Origin of the sequence: Bailinhaonella thermotolerans, assembly GCF_003594875.1 — a bacterium.
GTDB classification, from domain to species: domain Bacteria; phylum Actinomycetota; class Actinomycetes; order Streptosporangiales; family Streptosporangiaceae; genus Bailinhaonella; species Bailinhaonella thermotolerans.
The window spans coordinates 93560-113325 of sequence record NZ_QZEY01000003.1; the positions used below are offsets into that span (position 1 = coordinate 93560).

General features: G+C 72.5%; 19 protein-coding genes and 1 riboswitch. Of the genes, 13 read left to right on the top strand and 6 right to left on the bottom strand.

Annotated elements, in window-relative coordinates; all coding sequences use genetic code 11:
• The first annotated feature begins 172 nt into the window (after positions 1-172).
• Genes D5H75_RS09700 through D5H75_RS09715 form a run of 4 tightly spaced genes read left to right on the top strand, consistent with a single transcriptional unit; the run spans position 173 to position 4110 of the window.
• A complete protein-coding gene (locus D5H75_RS09700) occupies positions 173-1099 on the top strand; it encodes an ABC transporter permease (RefSeq protein WP_119926077.1) in 927 nt (308 codons plus the stop codon).
• A complete protein-coding gene (locus tag D5H75_RS09705) occupies positions 1092-2048 on the top strand; it encodes an ABC transporter permease (protein ID WP_119926078.1) in 957 nt (318 codons plus the stop codon). Before D5H75_RS09700 ends, D5H75_RS09705 begins: the two co-directional genes overlap by 8 nt.
• Positions 2049-2069: 21 nt before the next feature.
• Positions 2070-3107: an ABC transporter ATP-binding protein gene (locus tag D5H75_RS09710; RefSeq protein ID WP_242454177.1), complete on the top strand. Its 1038-nt coding sequence runs from the start codon at positions 2070-2072 to the stop codon at positions 3105-3107.
• Positions 3091-4110 (top strand): ABC transporter ATP-binding protein, encoded by a 1020-nt coding sequence (locus tag D5H75_RS09715; RefSeq protein ID WP_119926080.1) that lies wholly within the window; start codon positions 3091-3093, stop codon positions 4108-4110. The genes D5H75_RS09710 and D5H75_RS09715 overlap by 17 nt, the downstream gene beginning before the upstream one ends.
• A gap of 76 nt (positions 4111-4186) precedes the next feature.
• On the opposite strand, the gene D5H75_RS09720 is transcribed toward D5H75_RS09715, so the two are convergent.
• The 5 genes from D5H75_RS09720 to D5H75_RS09740 all read right to left on the bottom strand — a co-directional run bounded on the left by D5H75_RS09720 (position 4187) and on the right by D5H75_RS09740 (position 9223).
• On the bottom strand, positions 4187-5353 hold the full coding sequence (locus D5H75_RS09720) for a lipid-transfer protein (protein ID WP_242454178.1): 1167 nt from the start codon (positions 5351-5353) through the stop codon (positions 4187-4189).
• A gap of 41 nt (positions 5354-5394) precedes the next feature.
• On the bottom strand, positions 5395-5820 hold the full coding sequence (locus tag D5H75_RS09725) for a Zn-ribbon domain-containing OB-fold protein (protein ID WP_119926081.1): 426 nt from the start codon (positions 5818-5820) through the stop codon (positions 5395-5397).
• A 145-nt stretch (positions 5821-5965) separates the two neighbouring features.
• Entirely contained in the window at positions 5966-7573 is a 1608-nt protein-coding gene (locus D5H75_RS09730; RefSeq protein ID WP_119926082.1) for a S8 family peptidase, read from the bottom strand.
• Complete coding sequence (locus D5H75_RS09735) at positions 7567-8304, bottom strand: hypothetical protein (protein ID WP_119926083.1); 738 nt, start codon at positions 8302-8304, stop codon at positions 7567-7569. Before D5H75_RS09735 ends, D5H75_RS09730 begins: the two co-directional genes overlap by 7 nt.
• Before the next feature lie 109 nt (positions 8305-8413).
• Positions 8414-9223, bottom strand: coding sequence for an SAM hydrolase/SAM-dependent halogenase family protein (locus tag D5H75_RS09740; RefSeq protein WP_119926084.1), 810 nt, complete (start codon positions 9221-9223; stop codon positions 8414-8416).
• A 128-nt stretch (positions 9224-9351) separates the two neighbouring features.
• Here D5H75_RS09740 and D5H75_RS09745 point away from each other — a divergent pair, with 128 nt between their 5' ends.
• From D5H75_RS09745 to D5H75_RS09755, 3 genes are read left to right on the top strand one after another with little or no spacing between them, the layout of a single operon-like run.
• Positions 9352-9693 (top strand): DUF3263 domain-containing protein, encoded by a 342-nt coding sequence (locus tag D5H75_RS09745; RefSeq protein ID WP_119926085.1) that lies wholly within the window; start codon positions 9352-9354, stop codon positions 9691-9693.
• A 4-nt stretch (positions 9694-9697) separates the two neighbouring features.
• Positions 9698-10549: a trehalose-phosphatase gene (gene otsB / locus D5H75_RS09750; RefSeq protein ID WP_119926086.1), complete on the top strand. Its 852-nt coding sequence runs from the start codon at positions 9698-9700 to the stop codon at positions 10547-10549.
• 49 nt (positions 10550-10598) lie between these two features.
• On the top strand, positions 10599-11264 hold the full coding sequence (locus D5H75_RS09755) for a hypothetical protein (protein ID WP_147425103.1): 666 nt from the start codon (positions 10599-10601) through the stop codon (positions 11262-11264).
• An 86-nt stretch (positions 11265-11350) separates the two neighbouring features.
• Here the strand turns inward: D5H75_RS09755 and D5H75_RS09760 are convergent, their stop codons facing one another.
• Positions 11351-12799, bottom strand: coding sequence for an alpha,alpha-trehalose-phosphate synthase (UDP-forming) (locus D5H75_RS09760; protein WP_119926088.1), 1449 nt, complete (start codon positions 12797-12799; stop codon positions 11351-11353).
• Positions 12800-12902: 103 nt separating this feature from the next.
• Between D5H75_RS09760 and D5H75_RS09765 the strand changes: the two genes are divergently transcribed.
• The 6 genes from D5H75_RS09765 (at position 12903) to groL (ending at position 19758) form a co-directional block, all read left to right on the top strand.
• Positions 12903-13463, top strand: coding sequence for an RNA polymerase sigma factor (locus D5H75_RS09765; protein ID WP_119926089.1), 561 nt, complete (start codon positions 12903-12905; stop codon positions 13461-13463).
• A gap of 106 nt (positions 13464-13569) precedes the next feature.
• Positions 13570-13712: riboswitch (SAM riboswitch) on the top strand.
• 16 nt (positions 13713-13728) lie between these two features.
• Entirely contained in the window at positions 13729-15009 is a 1281-nt protein-coding gene (thrC, locus tag D5H75_RS09770) for a threonine synthase (RefSeq protein WP_119926090.1), read from the top strand.
• 210 nt (positions 15010-15219) lie between these two features.
• The gene (locus tag D5H75_RS09775) at positions 15220-15495 is read left to right on the top strand and encodes a MoaD/ThiS family protein (RefSeq protein WP_119926091.1); all 276 of its coding nucleotides are present in this window, start codon (positions 15220-15222) and stop codon (positions 15493-15495) included.
• Between the two features lie 261 nt (positions 15496-15756).
• A complete protein-coding gene (locus D5H75_RS09780) occupies positions 15757-15957 on the top strand; it encodes a cold-shock protein (protein WP_119926092.1) in 201 nt (66 codons plus the stop codon).
• A 205-nt stretch (positions 15958-16162) separates the two neighbouring features.
• Entirely contained in the window at positions 16163-17836 is a 1674-nt protein-coding gene (locus tag D5H75_RS41395) for a serine/threonine-protein kinase (protein WP_202638010.1), read from the top strand.
• Positions 17837-18132: 296 nt separating this feature from the next.
• A complete protein-coding gene (gene groL, locus D5H75_RS09790) occupies positions 18133-19758 on the top strand; it encodes a chaperonin GroEL (protein WP_119926093.1) in 1626 nt (541 codons plus the stop codon).
• The last annotated feature ends 8 nt before the right edge of the window (positions 19759-19766 follow it).

A 19766-nucleotide genomic window follows, 5' to 3' on the forward strand; every position in this document is an offset into this window, starting at 1 on the left:
CCGGTCCCTCTACGGGGGACCGGCCTCAGGGCTGTTGGCGGCCGATCGCCGCCGCGGCCCTACGCCCCGCTTCAGTCCATTACCCCAACCCGTTCCCGAGGCGTACCTTGAGCGCACCGGGAGCCGTGAGGGGCCTGCTCACGACACCGATGTCGTCTACAGGAGGATGCACATGGGCCGATACACCTTACGGCGCTTGTTGCAGCTCATCCCCGTCATCCTCGGGACAACGTTCCTCATCCACTTCCTGGTGTGGAATCTCCCAGGCGACCCCTTCGCCGGCCGCTGTGGCGAACGTCCCTGCAACCCCGCTTACATCGAGCGGATGACGGAGCTCTACAACCTGAATGACCCGCTGATCATTCAGTACGGTAAGTACCTCCTCAACCTCCTGCAAGGGAATTTCGGGGAGGACTTCCGCGGCGTGCCCGTCGCGGAGACCATGGCCGAGGTCTGGCCCAACACGGTCAAGCTCGCGGTCGTGGCACTGTCCATTGAGATCATCATCGGCATCGGCGCCGGTGTGCTGACCGGTCTCAAGCGGGGCGGCTTCCTGGACAACCTCGTCATGATCTCGACGTTGTTCCTGATGTCGCTGCCGGTCTTCGTCATCGGCTACCTGCTCCAGCTCACGCTCGGCCTCCAGCTCGGGATCATCCGGCCCACGGTGTCGCCAGAGATGCCATGGAGCGAGCTGATAGTCCCAGGATTCGTGCTGGCGAGCCTCCAGGTGGCCTTCACGGCCCGGCTCACCCGCGCGAGCATCGCCGAGAACATGCGCGCGGACTACGTCCGTACGGCCGTCGCCAAGGGCCTCCCGCGCCGCCGGGTCGTCGGGGTGCACCTGCTGCGCAACTCGCTGATCCCCGCGGTGACCTTCCTCGGCACCGAGGTCGGCGCCCTCATGGCCGGCGCGATCGTGACCGAGGGCATCTTCAACATCAACGGTGTGGGCCAGACGATCTACCGCGGCATCATCACGCACGATGCCACGGCCGTGGTGCCCATGGTGACGGTGCTGGTGCTGGTGTACCTGCTCGCCACCCTGCTCGTGGACCTGCTGTACGCCGTGCTCGACCCGAGGATCCGCTATGAGTGACCCGACCGCCCTCCAGCCGGGACCCGTCACGACGGACGCCCAGGCGACCACCGAGAGTCAGGCCACCGCGCCCGTCGGCAAGCCGAGCAGCCTGTGGTCCGACGCCTGGCACGAACTGCGCCGCAAGCCGCTGTTCATCATCTCGTCGGTGCTGCTGCTGGTCATCTTGGTGATGGCCGCGTTCCCGCAGCTCTTCACCTCGGTGAACCCCGAGTGGGCCGACCTGAAGAAGAGCCTCCAGCCGCCGAGCTCGGAGCACATCTTCGGCATCGACATCCAGGGCCGTGACGTCTTCGCCCGCACCATCTACGGCGCGCGGACCTCGATCCTGGTCGGCGTGCTCGCCACGCTGGCGTCCACCCTCATCGGCGGCCTCTTCGGCATCGTCGCCGGTTACCTGGGCCGCTGGGCCGACACCCTGATCTCGCGGTTCGCCGAGATCTTCCTGGGCCTGCCCTACGTCCTCGGCGCCATCATCGTGCTGTCCACCCTCGCGCCCGTCAGCAGCGACCCCAGCCGCCTCCGCATCATGGTCATCGTCATCCTGGTCATGGCGCTGCTCGGCTGGCCGATCCTGATGCGCATCTCGCGGTCGGCGATCCTCGCGGTCAAGCACTCCGACTACGTGATGGCCGCCCGCGGCCTGGGCGCCAGCCCGATGCGCATCGTGTTCCGGCACCTGCTGCCCAACGCGCTCGCCCCGATCATCGTGGTCGCCACGATCACGGTCGGCAGCTACATCGGCGTCGAGGCGACCCTGTCGTTCCTCGGCGTGGGCCTGCGCTCGCCGGTCATCTCGTGGGGTCTGGCGATCTCCGAGCACGCGAACTACCTGCGCACCGCACCGCACGCGCTGCTCTTCCCGGCCGCGTTCCTCAGCGCCACCGTGCTGACGTTCGTGATGCTGGGCGACGCCGTTCGCGACGCGCTGGACCCGAAGCTCCGGTAGGACGGGAACCACATGACTGAGATGATTTCCACGCAGTCCCGGCCGGCGGGGGAGGCCGGTCGGAACTACTCCGGCTCCCTGCTCGAGGTGGACAACCTGCTGGTCGAGTTCCACACCCGCCAGGGCGTGGCCAAGGCCGTCAACGGCGTCACCTACAGCGTCGACGCCGGGGAGACCCTCGCGGTGCTCGGCGAGTCCGGCTCCGGCAAGAGCGTGACGGCCCAGACCATCATGGGCATCCTCGACATGCCCCCGGGGCGCATCACCGGCGGCGAGATCCGCTTCCGCGGTGTGGACCTGCTCAAGCTGCCCGAGGCCGAGCGCCGCAAGATCCGCGGCGCCGGCATCTCGATGATCTTCCAGGACGCGCTCTCCGCGCTGAACCCGGTGTTCCCGGTGGGCTGGCAGATCGGCGAGATGTTCCGCGTGCACCGCGGGACCTCCCGGGCCGAGGCCAAGAAGAAGGCCATCGAGCTGATGGACAAGGTCCGGATCCCGGCCGCCAAGCAGCGCGTGAACGACTACCCGCACCAGTTCTCCGGCGGTATGCGCCAGCGCATCATGATCGCGATGGCGATCGCGCTGGACCCGGAGATCCTGATCGCGGACGAGCCGACCACCGCGCTCGACGTGACCGTGCAGGCCCAGATCATGGAGCTGCTCGCCGAGCTCCAGCGCGAGAGCAACATGGGCCTGATCCTGATCACCCACGACCTCGGCGTCGTCGCCGACGTCGCCGACAAGATCGCGGTCATGTACGGCGGGCGCATCGTGGAGCACGCCTCGGTGCACGAGCTCTACGCGAACCCCGCGCATCCGTACGCCAAGGGCCTGCTGGAGTCGATCCCCCGGGTCGACCAGAAGGGCCAGGAGCTCTACGCGATCAAGGGCACCCCGCCCAACCTGCTCCGCATGCCGTCGGGTTGCGCGTTCCACCCCCGGTGCCCGTACCGCAGGGACAACTGCGTGACGGACGTTCCGCCGCTCTACGAGGTGGACGGCTCGCGCCGCAGCGCCTGCCACTACTGGAGGGAGGTCCTCGATGGCACCGCAGGGTGACGTCGTGCTGGAGGTCCGCGACCTGGTCAAGCACTTCCCGCTGACCCAGGGCGTGGTGGTCAAGCGCCAGGTCGGGGCCATCAAGGCCGTGGACGGCGTGAACTTCGAGCTGCGCCGGGGCGAGACGCTCGGCATCGTGGGCGAGTCCGGCTGTGGCAAGTCCACGCTGGCCAAGCTGCTCATGGCGCTGGAGCGGCCGACCTCGGGCTCGGTGAAGATCAACGGCCAGGACATGTCCAAGTTGCGGGGCAAGGAGCTCAAGGCCATGCGCCGCAACATCCAGATGGTCATGCAGGACCCGTACACCTCGCTGAACCCGCGTATGACCGTCGGTGACATCATCGGCGAGCCGTACGAGATCCACTCGGAGGTGGCCCCGAAGGGCGACCGCCGCAAGAAGGTGCAGGAGCTGCTGGAGGTCGTGGGCCTGGACCCCGACCACATCAACCGCTACCCGCACCAGTTCTCCGGCGGTCAGCGCCAGCGCATCGGCATCGCCCGCGGCCTGGCCCTGCGCCCCGACATCATCGTCTGCGACGAGCCGGTGTCGGCGCTGGACGTGTCGATCCAGGCGCAGGTCATCAACCTGCTGGAGCGGCTGCAGAACGAGTTCAACCTGTCCTACATCTTCATCGCGCACGACCTGTCGGTGGTCCGCCACATCTCCGACCGCGTCGCCGTGATGTACCTGGGCAAGATCGTCGAGCTGGGCCGGGACAACGAGATCTACGACGGCCCGACCCACCCGTACACCCAGGCGCTGCTGTCCGCGGTGCCCGTGCCCAACCCCGAGGAGCGGGACAGCCGCGAGCGCATCGTGCTCGCCGGCGACCCGCCGTCCCCGGCCAACCCGCCGTCGGGCTGCCGGTTCCGGACGCGGTGCTGGAAGGCGCAGGACATCTGCGCCGAGGAGGAGCCTCTGCTCCAGATCCGCCCCGGCTCGGCTCACCCGAGCGCCTGCCACTTCGCCGAGGCCCACGACGTGGTCCACGCGGCCGGCTGACGAGCGCGAGACGAGAAGCACCGAAGACCCCGCCACCGCCCGGTGGCGGGGTCTCCGTCTTTCCGGCGCCCGGGGGTCAGCGGGTGAGGATGGTGGCGCTGCCGTGGCCGAACAGGCCCTGGTTCACCGCGATGCCCGTGCGGGCGCCTTCGACCTGGCGGGGACCGGCCTCGCCGCGGAGCTGCCGGGTCAGCTCGCACACCTGGGCGATGGCCTGGGCGGGCACGGCCTCGCCGAAGGAGGCCAGGCCGCCGGACGGATTGACCGGGACGCGCCCGCCGAGCGCGGTGTCGCCGGCGCGCAGCAGCTTCTCGGCCTCGCCCTCGCCGCACAGGCCGATGTCCTCGTACCAGTCCAGCTCCAGCGCCGTGGACAGGTCGTACACCTCGGCCAGCGACAGGTCGCCCGGCCCCAGCCCGGCCTCCTCGTAGGCCGCGTGCGCGATCGAGGCCCGGAACGGCCGCTCCGGCGGCGTCGTGGCGGCCGAGGAGTCGGTGGCGAAGTTCGGCATCTCCAGGACGGTGTTCGGGAAGCGCGGGGTCACCGTGGACACCGCCGCGATCCGGACCGCGGGCCCCCGGTCGCGGCCCGCGTGCCGCCGTGCCCAGTCCTCGGAGGCGAGCACCACGGCCGCGCCGCCGTCGGAGGTGGCGCAGATGTCGAGCAGCCGCAGCGGGTCGGCGACCACGGGGGAGGCCGCGACCTCCGCGGCGGTCACCGCCTTGCGGTACCGGGCGTCGGGGTTCAGCGCCCCCGCGGCGGCGTTCTTGACCTTGACGGCGGCGAAGTCCTCCGGCGTCGCGCCGTACAGGGCCATGCGGCGGCGCGCGTACAGCGCGAAGTACGCCGGGTTGGTCGCGCCCAGCAGCCGGAAGCGGAGCCAGTCGGGGTCGTCGGGGCGGTCGCCGCCGACGGGGCGGAAGAACCCCTTGGGCGCGGCGTCGGCCCCCACGACGAGCGCGACGTCGCACAGCCCCGCCAGGATCCGGGTGCGCGCGATGTCGATCGCCTGGGCCCCGGAGGCGCACGCGGCGTAGCAGGAGGCGATGCGGGCGCCGCTCCAGCCGAGGGCCTGGGCGAACGTGCTCCCGGCGACGAACCCCGGGTAGCCGTTGCGGATCGTGTCCGCCCCGACCAGGAAGTCCACGTCGGTCCACGCGATCCCGGCGTCGCCGAGGGCGGCGCGCGCCGCGGCCACGCCGTACTCGGTGAAGGGCCTGCCCCACTTGCCCCAGGGGTGCATGCCCACCCCGATGACGCGCACGCTCACCCGGTCCTCCGTCCTCACGCCGCCGCCGCCGCGGGCCGCCACATCCACACCAGGGGCCCGTCCGCGAGGGGCCCGCAGGTCAGCTCCATCTCCATGCCGACCCGCAGCTCGTCCACCCCGATGCCCGGCACCACCTGCCCGAGCACCACCAGCCCCTCGCCGGCCAGCTCCACGGCCGCCAGGGTCACCGGGGTGTACGGCTCGGCCGCGACGTACGGCGGGGGCGGCGGGTAGCCGGCGTTCGTGTACGACCACACGCGGCCGCGCCGCGACAGCCGTACCTCCTCCTGCTCGGTCCCCTCGCACCCCGGGTTCCGGCAGAACCCCTCGAAGCGCGGGAAGGAGACGTTCCCGCAGGCGGCGCACCGCGCCCCGAGCAGGTGGGCGTCCCCGCCCGCATCGACGACGAACCACCCGTCCACCGCGTGCTCGGCATCCATGCGTACATCTATAACACGCCAAGCGCTTGCTTGGCTCGCCTCGCAGGTCCCCTTCCCCGCCTCCCGCCGATCCCGCCGCCGCCGTCGGCGCGCGGCGGGGTGGCAGGAGCGTGACCGGCGCGACGAGGGCGTGCCGCGCCGGCCGTCAGTCGTGGGGGCGGCGGCGGAGGGTGAGGACGCCGCCCACCGCGACGCAGACGGCCAGGACGATGAGGAGGAAGCCCGCGGCGCGGTGCAGCGGCTGCTCGTACTCCAGGGGGCCGCCGCCGAAGTACTCGGCCACCGGGGCGGGGGAGGGCGCGGCGGCGGACGGGACGATCGACCTGCCGGTGCTCGCCTTGTGCGCCATGAGGAGGGCCAGCCAGGCGTTCGCCACGCCGTGGCCGTACTCCGCGTTGTGGCCGCCCTTGGGACGGCGGGTCGTGCCCTGCTCGATCGCGCGCCGGATCTGCGGCGCGGTCAGGTCCGGGTAGCGCCCGCGCAGGAGGGCCGCGATGCCCGCGACGTGCGCCGCCGCCGAGCTGGTCCCGTCGCCGACCACGTAGTCGCCGGCCCCGTCGGCGCTGACGATCTGCGTCCCCGGGGCCACCACGGACAGGTGGTTCTGCCGGTTGGAGAACGGCGCCCGCTTCAGGTCCCGGTCCACCGCCCCGACCGCGATCACTCCCGGGTACGCCGCGGGGAAGTTGCGGCGGTTCGCGTCCGCGCCGTCGTTGCCTGAGGAGGCCACCAGGACCGCGCCCTTGGCCAGGGCGTACTGCACGGCCTCCTCCTCGGCCGCGTTCCCGTCGTAAACGCTGCGCCCGCCGCCCAGCGACATGCTGATGACCTGCGCCCCGTGGTCCACGGCGTACCGGATGCCGCGCGCCACCGCGTCCCGGCTGCCGCGCTGCACCGCCTCGCTGTCGCGCTCGGGGTCGCCGTTCTCCAGCGTCACCCGGATGGACAGGATCGTGGCCGACGGCGCGACCCCCAGCACCCCCAGGGAGTTGCCGGGCCCGTGCCCGCGCCCGGCGATGAGGCTGGCCATCGAGGTGCCGTGCCGCCCCCAGTGCGGCCCGCGCTCGCGTTTCACGCCGGTCAGGTCGGGCCCGGTCACCACCCGCCCGGCCAGGTCGGGGTGGCGGTCGTCCACGCCGGTGTCCAGCACCGCCACGGTCACGCCGTCGCCCCGGGCGTACTGCCAGACCCGCTCGACCTCCAGCCGCCGCAGCGCCCACTGCCGGCTCCGGATCGAGGCCGCGACCTCCTCCGAGGCCGCCGCCCCGCCCTGGACCGGCGCGCCCGGCGACGGCGACTCCTCACCGGGGCCCGGCTCCGGGGCCTCGGGGACGGGGGGCCGGATCGGCGTCTCGCGGACCGGGGCCTCCGCCCCGAACCCCGGCGACGGCGACCGCTCCGCCCGTCCCACGCCCGTCCCGGCCGAGGCGGGGTCCGGGGACCGCCGCGCCTCCGCGCCCGGCTCCCGGGACCGCGCCGCGCCGCCCGAGCCCTTCGCGCCTTCCGCGCTCTCCGCGCCCTCCGCGCGCTCGGCTCCGGGGGCGCCGGAGCCGCCGGCCTCCGTCGTCGCCGAGATCGTCGGCTCGCCCGCGCCGCTCCGGGGCGCGGCGCCGCCCTCCGCCGCCGGAGGCCCCGCCGTACGGCCCGGCCGGGGGTCGGGCAGGGCCGAGGCGGGCGGCGCGGCCACGGACAGTGCGAGGCAGGCGCTCGCGGGCAGGACCAGCAGGAGGCTCCGGGCCCGGCGGGTCAGCATGGGCGGTCCCCGGGGCAGGCGGGCGCGGTCATGCGGTGGTAGAACGAGGACGCCACGGAGACGGCCAGGTCCGACAGGCGCGTGTCGGCGGCGTAGGCGGGGGAGTAGTCGCGGCCGTCGGCGTACCCCGCGGCGGTGAGCACGACGTAGCGGTGCGTCCCGTGGGCGACGCCCCCGGTGACGTTCCGGCCGTCCCGGAACTCCTCGGCCACGCTCCCCGGGATCGGGGCGGGCCGCACGGTGGTGCGCCGGTCCGCCCGCCGCGCCGGCCCCGTCCGCTCCGGCGGCGCCCCGGCCATCCCGGTGAGCAGGTCGGCGCGGGCGGCGGGCTCCTCGGCCAGCACCACGATGCCCGTGGTGACGACGTAGGTCTGCGTGATGTCGGCGTAGGTGGCCCGCAGCACGCTCACGCAGCCCATCCGGGCCAGCGCGACCGCCGCCGCGGGCTGCAGCGCCGTACGGCAGGGCGCCTCGGACGCGACGCCGAGCCGGGTGTAGGACGTGGACGCGCCGGACCGGGTGGTGCCCGGGACCTGGGCGGGGAAGATCGCGTCGACGGGCCAGGTGCGCCAGCGCTCGCGCACCGAGCCGCTCGCGCGGTCGGAACCGCCCGCCAGCACGATCAGGGCCCCGATCACGGCGACCGTCACGATCAGCAGGACCGCGTGACGCGACCGGACTCCGACTCGCCGGTGGCCGAACGGGTCGATCGGCAGCACCGCCTCAGCCACGACACCGACCTCCTCCCGCGAGGCCGGTCGGCTCGGGGGCGTTGGTTTGCCCCTCCATTGTGCCATGGGAGAGTCAACACGATCTTCCGAACGCGGACACGCGGAGGTGTCAGGGCGCGACCGCGAGGCGTACGTGCGCGCCCGGGGGGAGCCCGAGCCGCTGCGCCGCGTCCCCGGCGTTGACCGCGAGCGCGATCAGGCCCGCCGAGTCGGCGAACGCGACCAGCTCGCCCGGCGGGACCGAGGCGAACGTCTCGCGCAGCGGCACGCTGAGCTGCCGCCGCCCGAGCGTCACGATCAGCGTCACGCCGGGCTGGGCGCCGATCGCGCTCACGTCGCCCTCGGTGATCGAGGTCTGCACGTTGCCGAAGCGGTCCACGCACAGCACCTCGCCCTCGGCCGTGCCGTCGCGCAGCCGGGACGTCGGCGCGGGCAGCGTGATCAGCCGGTCCACCGGGACCGGCGTGCCCACCTCGGAGAGCGCCATCCCGGCCGCGATGTGCCCGGCGACCGGCGCGAAGATGTCGCGGCCGTGGAAGGTGGCGGAGACCGGCCTGCGGTGCAGCCGGTCGTTGGTCAGCTCGTAGGCCGCGCGGGCGCCGCCGGCCGCCGCCACGGCCCACGAGAGCAGGCCGTTGTCGGGTCCCAGGAACACGTGGTCACCGGCCTCGACGGCGATGGCCCGCCGGGCGGTGCCCACCCCCGGGTCCACGATCGCCATGTGGACACGGCAGGGTAGGTGCGGGATGGTCTGGGCGAGCACCGCGGCGCCTCGGCGTACATCACCGGGCGGGACGAGATGGGTGATGTCCAGCACCCTGGCGCCGGGGGACACGCTCATGATCACACCGTGACAGGCGGCGACGAAGCCGTCTTCCAGGCCGTAGTCGGTGAGAAACGAGATACAGGGCGTCACCATGACGAGCGTACGGCTTCGCGAGCTCTGTGAACACTCTTTCCCTGCCGGATACCACGGCGACCGCCCTCCGCGATCGCCGAGTCTCCAGTATGTTACTGGCGCGTGACCAAACCGACGGAGGAGAAATCATGGACATTGCGTCGGCCCCGGGTGACGACGCTGTCCCCGAGTCCACCGTTCTTGGGGGCGATACCGTGACGGGAGAGCCGGTCGTCGGAGACGGCCTCTCCGAGCGGGATCTCGCGCTCCTCGCCTTCGAACGCCAGTGGTGGCGTTACGCGGGCGCCAAGGAGCAGGCGATCCGCGAGTCCTTCGGGATCTCGGCGACCCGCTACTACCAGCTTCTCAACATCCTGATCGACCGGCCCGCGGCGCTGGCCCACGACCCGATGCTGGTCAAGCGGCTGCGCCGGCTGCGGGCCACGCGGCAGCGGCAGCGGGCCGCCCGCCGCCTCGGCATCCGCGGCTGAGCCCGTGGGTTCTCCGCTGGGAGATTCGTTCCGGCTCCGCACCCAGCAGGGCCTGGACGGACTCGAGAAGATCGTCGGCGACCCCTCGGGCGCCCTGATCGGGCTGGACTTCGACGGAACGCTCTCGCCGATCGTGCCCGACCCCGACTCCGCCCGCGCCCACCCCGCCGCGCCGGGCGCGCTGCGCCTGCTCGCCCCGCGCGTGTGCGCCGTGGTGATCCTGACCGGCCGGCCCGCCGCCACCGCCGTGGAGTACGGCCCCTTCCAGGACGTCCCCGGCCTGATCGTGCTCGGCCACTACGGCCAGGAACGCTGGGAGGACGGCGAGGTCGTCGCGCCGCCACCGCCCCCCGGCGTCCAGAAGGTCCGCGAGGGCCTGCCGGACGCGCTCGCGCGGGCCGGGGCGCCGGACGGCGTCTGGATCGAGGACAAGGGCCGCTCGCTCGCCGTGCACACGCGGCGGGCGGCGGATCCGCAGGCGGCCCTGGAGCGCGTCTCGCCCGCCGTGCACGACCTCGCCGAGCGGGCCGGGCTGATCGTGGAGCCGGGCCGGTTCGTGCTGGAGGCGCGCCCCGCCGGGATGGACAAGGGCGCGGCGCTGCGGGCGTTCGCCAGGGAGCGGTCGGCGCGGTCGGTGCTGTTCGCCGGGGACGACCTGGGGGACCTCGCCGCGTTCGACGCGATCGACTCACTGCGCGGGGACGGGATCCCCGGCGTGAAGGTGTGCAGCGGCTCCGCCGAGGTCACCAGGCTCGCCGAACGGTCCGACCTGATCGTGGACGGCCCCGCCGGGGTCGTGGACTTCCTGCGCGCGCTCGCCGGCCGTCTGCCGCCGGCAAGCGGTTCGCAAGTCTGACCGTCTAGCGTCCCCCTGACCGTTCTCATCGGATCAGGGAGTTGGCACGATGGCACGATTTCTCGGGGGCGCACGCGGCCTGGTGATCGCCGTTTCGGCGGTCCCGCTGGTCGCGGGGGCCCTGTCCGGCCCGGCCGCCGCCGGCGTCTCCGCTTCCGCCGGCGCCCCGGCCGCGCGGGCCGCGTCACCGGCGTCGTCGTCCGCGCCGTCCGCGTCGCCGGTTTCGTCGGCGTACGGCGGGGCGGCCGCGAAGACGGTGTCGTACCGGGGCATGCGGCTGTCGATCCCGGCGGCGTGGCGGGTGGTCAAGCAGGCCGGGTCGGCCTACGTGATCACCGGGCGGTGCGTGCCCAGGGCGTACGAGTGCCCGGGGTTCTGGCTGCACGGGCCTTCGGCGATCCGGCACGGCCACGAGGGCAACGCCTACAAGCCCTCCCGGCCCTACTACCCCAGCTCGGGGATGATGGAGTGCTCCCGGGACCGGCGCTACCTGGAGATGGCCGACGAAAGGCCCCGCGTCGCCGCCCTGCGCCCGATCGGCGCGAAGAAGGCCCACCACCGCGAGTGGCGCTTCAAGTGCGTCACGCCGAACGGCGGCAAGGTCAAGCTGACGTACGCGCAGCGCGAGTGGTTCCTGCCCAGGTCCCAGATCCTCGTCGTGGACAAGTGGGCGAACCCCGCCCTTCCCGGCATCCTCGCCCGCGCCCGCTGGTAGCCGTGCGGGCCCGGCCTCCGGAGAGAGGGGGCGCGTCCCCGGAGAGCGGGGGCGCGTCCCCGGCCCTCAGCGGCTCTCAGCGGCTCTCAGCGGGGGAGCGGGGAGAGGGCGTCGAGGGCGGCGAGCTGGTCGGCGAACCAGCGGCGCGGAGGGAGCGCGGTGGCGGCGACGGCGAGCTTGCGGCAGCGGAACTCGCGCTCCTCGGCGGGCATGGCGAGCGCCGCGTGCAGCGCCTCGGCCGTGCCCGAGACGTCGTAGGGGTTGACCAGGAGCGAGTCGCGGGCCAGCTCGTCGGCGGCGCCGGCCTCGCGGGACAGGACCAGGGCGCAGCCGCGCTCGGACAGCACCGGGCCCTCCTTGGCGACCAGGTTCATGCCGTCGCGGATGGGGTTGACCAGCAGCACGTCGGCCAGCCGGTACGCCGCGAGCGACCTGGGGTAGTCGTCGTGCACGTTGAGGATCAGCGGGTCCCAGTCCTCGGTGGCGAACTCGTCCTCGATCTCCTTCGCGCAGCGCTGCACCGCCGCGGTGTACTCCCGGTACTCCGGCAGGTCGTGCCGCGACGGGTAGGCGAACGCCACGTGCACGACCCGCCCGTGCCACTCCGGATGCGCGGTCAGGAACTCCTGGTAGGCCAGCAGCCCGCGGACGATGTTCTTCGACAGTTCGGTGCGGTCGATGCGCACGATCAGCCGGCGGTCGCCCACCTTGTCGCGCAGCGCCCGCAGGTGCGCCTCCACGTCCGCCTCGCGCGCCCGGGCCCGCATCGCCTCGCCGTCCACGCCCAGGCTGTGCACCCCGATCCGGGTCGTGCGCCCCTCGTGGGTCACCGTACGGCTCGCGCGGTCGACCTCGGCGCCGAGCAGGGCCTCGCAGCAGTCCATGAACGCGCCGGCCCAGCGCGCGGTGAGGAACCCGGCGTGGTCCGCGCCCAGGATCCCGGTGAGGATCTCGGCGCTCACGTCGTCGGGGAGCAGGCTGAAGTACTCCGGCGGGGCCCACGGCGTGTGGGAGAAGTGCGCGACCCGCAGGCCGGGCCGCACGGCGCGCAGCATGCCCGGGACCAGCGTGAGGTGGTAGTCCTGCACGAGCACGCGCGCGTCGGCGGCGGCGTCCTTGGCCAGCGCCTCGGCGAAGGCCCGGTTGTAGGCGCGGTAGGACTCCCACTCGCGGCGGAAGCGCATGCCGAAGTTCGGGGAGTTCGGGGTGTCATAGAGCAGGTGGTTGACGAACCACAGCGTCGAGTTGGCGACCGCGTTGTAGGCGCGGTGGAACGTCGCCGCCGGGATGTCCAGCATGCGCACGGGCCCGGTGCCGTGCCCGGCCCGGTCCAGCCGCCCGCCCGGGGCCTGCGCCGCCGCGTCCCGGTCGGCCTCGGACAGCGCCGCGCACACCCAGAGGAAGTCCGTGTCGGCCGCCACCGAGGCCAGTCCCGACACCAGTCCGCCGCCCCCGCGCCGCATGGTCAGGTCCCCGCCCTCGGACAGGCTGAACGACACCGGACCCCGATTGGACGCCACCAGGATTGCGCTCATGCCGGAAGAGTAGAGGCTGCCGAGCCCGTCCGCCCCCGCGAGATCAGCGCGTCACGGCCGTATGATTGCGGTTCCACGTCACAGTCAAGGGTGCGGAAACCACATGGCATTCGACGAGCAGACCGAAGAGCTCGCGGTGCGCGCCGCCCGGGGCGACCACCAGGCCCTCGGCGAGTTGCTCCGCGACATCGAGCCCCACGTGCTGCGTCACTGCGCCCGGCTGCTGCCGTACCGCATGGACGCCGAGGAGGCGTGCCAGGACGTGCTCCTCGCGGTGGCGCGCAACATCTCCCGTTTCGAGGGCCGCTCCCGCTTCAGCACCTGGCTCCACATCGTGACGGCCAACTGCGCCCGCACCACCTACCGCACGCTCAAGCGGCGCAGCGTGGAGCAGGCCGGCGAACTCCCCGAGCTGCGCCCCGACCCCCGCCGCGTGAGCGTCATCGCCGGCAGCCGCCTCGACCTCCTGGAGGCCCTGGAGGCCCTGGAGTCCGAGAAGCCCGAACTCGCCGAGGCCCTGGTCCTCCGCGACATCTGCCAGCTCGACTACAACGAGGTCGCCGCCCAGCTCTCCATCCCCCTGGGCACCGCCAAATCCCGCATCCACCAGGCCCGAAAGCAGATCCGAGCCGCCCTCGGCGACGCCTACGCCTTCCGCGACTAGCGGCGCCCGCCCCGGCCCGCCGTACGCCCGAGGGGTGTCTCAGGGGGTGGACGGGGGCGGCGGAGGGGGGAATGGTCCGCTAAAGTAACTTTCCACAACTTCATATTGCTCATCCAGAGGGGTGGAGGGACCGGCCCTGCGAAGCCCCGGCAACCCTCCCGGTCATGACGGCTCGCGACGTGCGAGGCCGGCCGGGACAGGTGCCAATTCCGGCCCGTGACCAAGGTGGTCGCAGGGCAAAGATGAGGAGAGAGGCCTCGCACCCATGGCACTAGCCAACCCCGCCGTCCAGCCCGCCGCCGCCGTCGCGCCCTTCGGATCCGCCGTCGGCCTCTCCTGCCGCGAATGCGGGCAGACGTACGACCTCGGCCCCAGCTACGCCTGTCTGGAGTGTTTCGGGCCGCTTGAGGTGTCCTACGACTTCGGCGGCGTCTCCCGGGAGGCGATCGAGGCGGGCCCGGCCAACATCTGGCGGTACCGCGACCTGCTGCCCGTGCCCGCCGACGTGGCGGACAAGCCGAACCTCGCGCCGGGGTGGACCCGGCTCGTGCGCGCCCGCAACCTCGGCAAGGAGCTGGGGCTGAGGTCGCTGCACGTCAAGGACGACTCGGGCAACCCCACGCACTCGTTCAAGGACCGCGTGGTGGCGATCGCGCTGGAGGCGGCGCGCACCTTCGGCTACACCACGCTCTCGTGCTCGTCCACGGGCAACCTCGCCGGCGCCGTCACGGCCGCCGCCGCCCGCGCCGGGCTCCGGGCCTGCGTGTTCATCCCCGCGGACCTGGAGCAGGCCAAGATCGTGATGGCCTCGGTCTACGGTGGCGACCTGGTCGGCATCGAGGGCTCGTACGACGAGGTCAACCGCTTCTGCTCGGAGCTCATCGGGGACCCGCTGGGCGAGGGCTGGGGCTTCGTCAACGTCAACCTGCGCACGTACTACGCCGAGGGCTCCAAGACCCTGGCGTACGAGATCGCCGAGCAGCTCGGGTGGCGGCTGCCGGACCAGATCGTCATCCCCGTGGCCTCCGGCTCCCAGCTCACGAAGATCGACAAGGGCTTCCGTGAGCTGATCAAGCTGGGGCTGGTCGAGGAGAAGCCGTACCGGATCTTCGCCGCCCAGGCCGCCGGGTGCGCGCCGGTCTCCAGCGCCTACAAGGCCGGGCACGAGGTGGTCCAGCCCGTCCGCCCCGACACGATCGCCAAGTCGCTCGCCATCGGCAACCCGGCCGACGGGCCGTACGTCCTGGACATCGTGCGCCGGACCGGCGGGGCGGTGGAGGACGTCACCGACGCCGAGGTGGTGGACGCGATGCGGCTGCTCGCCCGCACCGAGGGCATCTTCGCCGAGACCGCCGGCGGCGTGACCGTGGGCGTGCTCAGGAAGCTGACCGAGGCCGGCGTGCTCGACCCGGACGCCGAGACCGTCGTCCTCAACACCGGCGACGGCCTCAAGACGCTGGACGCGGTCGCCGAGTTCGCCAGGCCCACGGCCGTCATCCGGCCCTCCGTGGACGCGTTCCGCGCGGCCTTCGACGACCGGGGCTGAACCGCCCGCGCCGTACGGCCGGCTGAGGCCTCCGCCGAGGCCGTCCGCCGAGGCCGTCCGCTGAGGCCGTGCGTTGAGGCCGTCCGCTGCGGCGGCCCGGCGGACGGCCCGCCGGAAGGGCTTGCCGGACGGCCCGCCGGGCGGCCCGCGCCGCACGGCGGGGCGGGGGCGGCCCACCAGATCATGAGCAGTGAGCTTCGAGGAGAAACAATGAGCACGGTAGTTCGCATTCCGACAATTCTGCGCACCTATACGGGAGGGGCCGCCGAGGTCCCCGGCGAGGGCGCGACGCTCCGTGAGGTGCTGGCGAAGCTCGACGCCGACTACCCAGGGATCGGCGCTCGTATTCTCGACGAGTCCGGAAAAATCCGACGTTTTGTCAATGTGTATGTCGGGGACGAGGACGTCCGGTTCGCCGACGGCCTGGACACGGCAACCCCTACGGGGTCGCAGATTTCGGTGATCCCGGCGGTCGCCGGCGGCTGACCTCCTCCCCGCGGCTCGAATCTCGCTCCTGACCTGCGTAAAGGGTCAAGTCAGAGCAAACACCGGGGTGGTTGGGTCTGGTTCGGATCATCCGGGAGTTTGCGACAAGGTCTATTGCGTCAAGGGGACGCCCAGGTATGGTCGATTGCGGTCGCCGTAGCTCGACCTGCGCAGCGAAGACCTGTGCGTGCGGGAGCGACGATCACGGGCCTGGCAGGAGCATGGGCTAGGTCCGGAGCCCAGCAATGAGGAGTCAGTGAAGTGGCGCAGGGCACCGTCAAGTGGTTCAACGCGGACAAGGGCTACGGCTTCATCGCGGTCGACGGTGGTAAGGACGTGTTCGTCCACTACTCCGCAATCCTGGCGGACGGCTACCGTTCGCTTGAGCAGGGTCAGCGGGTCGAGTTCGAGATCACCCAGGGTCAGAAGGGTCCCCAGGCGGAAGCGGTTCGCGCCGTCTGAGACCCGCGTCGCACACGCGTAGGGCCCGGTCCCGGTTCCCCCCGGGGCCGGGCCCTTCGGCGACCCGGGCCCGCCCCTCCGCCAGGCCGTACGGCGGGCCGCCGCGCTGCCGTACCGAAGGTCGGGATGCCCCGGCGGGGCGGGGGCGATATGCGGAATACTGGCTTCCCTTAATGTCCGGTGAATTCGATCTGAGCGGGGGTCAGTGATCGAAAAGGGGACCGTGCTGGCCGGGCGCTACCGGCTGGACACGCGCGTCGGCGCCGGCGGCATGGGCGAGGTCTGGCGCGCCGAGGACCTGGTGCTGGGCCGTGTCGTCGCGGTCAAGCTGCTGCTGCCGCTGCTCACGGAGGACCAGGCGTTCAAGACGCGGTTCCACCACGAGGCCCGCGCGATGGCCGGGGTGCGCCATCCGGGCGTCGTGGCCGTGTACGACTACGGCGGCGACGAGATGCCCTACCTCGTCATGGAGTACGTCGAGGGCGAGTCGCTGAGCCGCGTCGTCGGCGACGGCGGGCCCATGGACCCGCGCCGCACCATGGAGATCGTCGCGCAGGCCGCCGACGCGTTGCAGGCCGCGCACGATCGGGGGATCGTCCACCGCGACGTCAAGCCCGCCAACCTGATCGTGCGGCCGTCGGGCGGGGTCGTCCTGACCGACTTCGGGATCGCCAGGTCGCTGGAGGGCACGCGGCTCACGACGATGGGCATGGTCGTGGGCACCGCCGCGTACTGCTCGCCCGAGCAGATCACCGGCGGCGACATCACCCCGGTCGCCGACGTGTACTCCCTGGGCGTGCTGGCCTACGAGTGCCTGACCGGCCGGCTGCCGTTCAACGGCGAGAACCCGGTGCAGATCGCGCTCATGCACCTGCGCGAGGAGCCCCCGCCGCTGCCGGAGACGCTGCCCGCGCCCGTGCGCGAGGTCGTGGAGCGCGCCATGGCCAAGGCCCCTGAGGACCGGTACCCCTCAGCCGCCGAGATGGCCTCGGCCGTCCGCGCCGCGCTCGCCTCGCCGCTCACCCGCTCCGCGCCCGCCGTGCCCGCCGGTCCGTCGCCCGCGCGCACCGCCGTCCTGACCGACGCCGGGGAGGGCGGCCCGGCCACGGCCGCGATGCCCGTGCCGGCCGTACGGCCGGTGCCGCCGCCCCGCGACGGCGCGCAGGCCGACGCCGCTGCGGTACGGCATGGGCAGGCTCCCTCGGCGGACCGGGACACCGATCCGCGGGACACCGCGCCCCGGAGCGCCGGAGGCGGGGACACCCGGCCCCAGGAGGCGGCGGACCCCGGCGGCGCCCGGGCCGGCGTGGAGGCGCTGAAGGCCAAGCGACCCCAGAAGCGCGGCCGGGGCCCCAGGCCGCCGGCGATCCCCCCGGCGGCCGAGCCGATCCCCGCGCTCCCCCCGGCGCAGGCGCCGCCGCCCCGCGGCCGCGGCCGGGTCCTGCGGCTCGGCCTGATCGCGGTCGCCCTGGTGATCGCGGCGGTGAGCGTGACCGGCTTCCTCCTCAGCGCCTTCAGCGAGCGCGGAGGCGCGTCCGGAGGCGGCGGAGGCGGCGGAGGCAACACGCGGCACGTCGACAACGGCGGTGCGCCGGAGCTCCCGGTGGACGACCCCGACCCCCAGGTCGAGAGCGACGGGCGGCCCGAGCCGGCCCAGCCGGGCGAGGGCGAGTCCGGCGCGACGGCCGAGGCCACCCCCACGCCCCAGCCGCCCCAGACGGAGGCCCCGCCCGAGCCGGACCCCTCCTCCCCGCCGGAGGAGGAGCCCACCCCGTCCCCGCCCGCCCCTTCGCCGCCGCCCAGCCAGCAGCCGGAGGAGCCTTCGGAGGACGACCCGCCCGGCGCGGACCTCCCGTCGGTCGATCCCGCCCGCGGCTGACCCTGCGGCTGACCCCGTCGAAGAGCCCGTCCCCGACGTATGGGGGCGGGCTCCATCTTTCGGTATGCCCAGGGTGAAACCGCTGCTAGAAGGCTCCCCACTTGCACTCGAAGGGGTAGAGTGCTAAACAGTTCGTTGGCACTCTCATAGCGAGAGTGACAAACCTGGGATCGAGGCGATGGGGCCTCTGAGCGATCCTCCGGCGAATGGTGCCGGGGCGAGCGCGGGGCCTACATGCCGTCGCGGGCGTCGGCTCGATCCGTGCAAGCCACCCTGTATCTGGGAGGTCTGTCCGTATGGCAGCCAAGATGATCGCGTTTGACGAGGACGCCCGGCGCGGTCTCGAGCGCGGTATGAACCAGCTCGCGGAAGCCGTCAAGGTGACCCTCGGGCCCAAGGGCCGCAACGTCGTCCTGGAGAAGAAGTGGGGCGCCCCCACGATCACCAACGACGGTGTCTCCATCGCCAAGGAGATCGAGCTCGAGGACCCGTGGGAGAAGATCGGCGCCGAGCTCGTCAAGGAAGTCGCCAAGAAGACCGACGACGTCGCTGGTGACGGCACCACCACCGCCACCGTGCTCGCCCAGGCGCTGGTGCGCGAGGGCCTGCGGAACGTCGCCGCCGGCGCGAACCCGATGGCCCTGAAGAAGGGCATCGAGGCCGCCGTCGAGCGCGTCTCCGAGGAGCTCTCGAAGATCGCGAAGGACGTGGAGACCAAGGAGCAGATCGCTTCGACGGCCTCCATCTCCGCCGGCGACTCGCAGATCGGCGAGATGATCGCCGAGGCGATGGACAAGGTCGGCAAGGAAGGCGTCATCACCGTCGAGGAGAGCAACACCCTGGGGCTCGAGCTCGAGCTCACCGAGGGCATGCGCTTCGACAAGGGTTACATCTCGGGGTACTTCGTCACCGACCCCGACCGGATGGAGACGGTCCTCGAGGACCCCTACATCCTGATCGTGAACAGCAAGGTCTCCGCCAACAAGGACCTGCTCCCGCTGCTCGACAAGGTCGTGCAGGCCGGCAAGCCGCTGGCGATCATCGCCGAGGACGTCGAGGGCGAGGCCCTGGCGACCCTGGTGGTCAACAAGATCCGCGGCTTGTTCAAGTCCGTCGCGGTCAAGGCCCCCGGCTTCGGCGACCGCCGCAAGGCCATGCTCCAGGACATCGCGATCCTGACCGGTGGTCAGGTCATCGCCGAGGAGGTCGGCCTCAAGCTCGAGTCCGCCACCCTCGACCTGCTGGGCCGCGCCCGCAAGATCGTCGTCACCAAGGACGAGACCACGATCGTGGACGGCGCCGGTGACGCCGAGCAGATCTCCGGCCGCGTGACCGAGATCCGCAACGAGATCGAGCGGACCGACTCGGACTACGACCGCGAGAAGCTGCAGGAGCGCCTGGCCAAGCTGGCCGGCGGCGTGGCGGTCATCAAGGCCGGCGCGGCGACCGAGGTCGAGCTCAAGGAGCGCAAGCACCGCATCGAGGACGCCGTCCGCAACGCGAAGGCGGCCGTCGAGGAGGGCATCGTCCCCGGCGGTGGCGTGGCGCTGCTGCAGGCGAGCGTCAAGGCGTTCGACAAGCTGGACCTGGGTCCGGACGAGACCACCGGCGCCAACATCGTCAAGAAGGCGCTGGAGGAGCCGCTCAAGCAGATCGCGGTCAACGCCGGCCTCGAGGGCGGCGTCGTGGTCGAGAAGGTGCGCAACCTGGAGCCCGGCAACGGTCTCAACGCGGCCACCGGCGACTACGTCAACATGTTCGAGGCCGGGATCATCGACCCGGCCAAGGTGACGCGCTCTGCCCTGCAGAACGCCGCCTCGATCGCGGCCCTGTTCCTCACGACCGAGGCCGTCATCGCCGAGAAGCCGGAGAAGGAGAAGGCCCCCGCCATGCCGGGCGGCGGCGGCGACATGGACTTCTAGTCCGACAG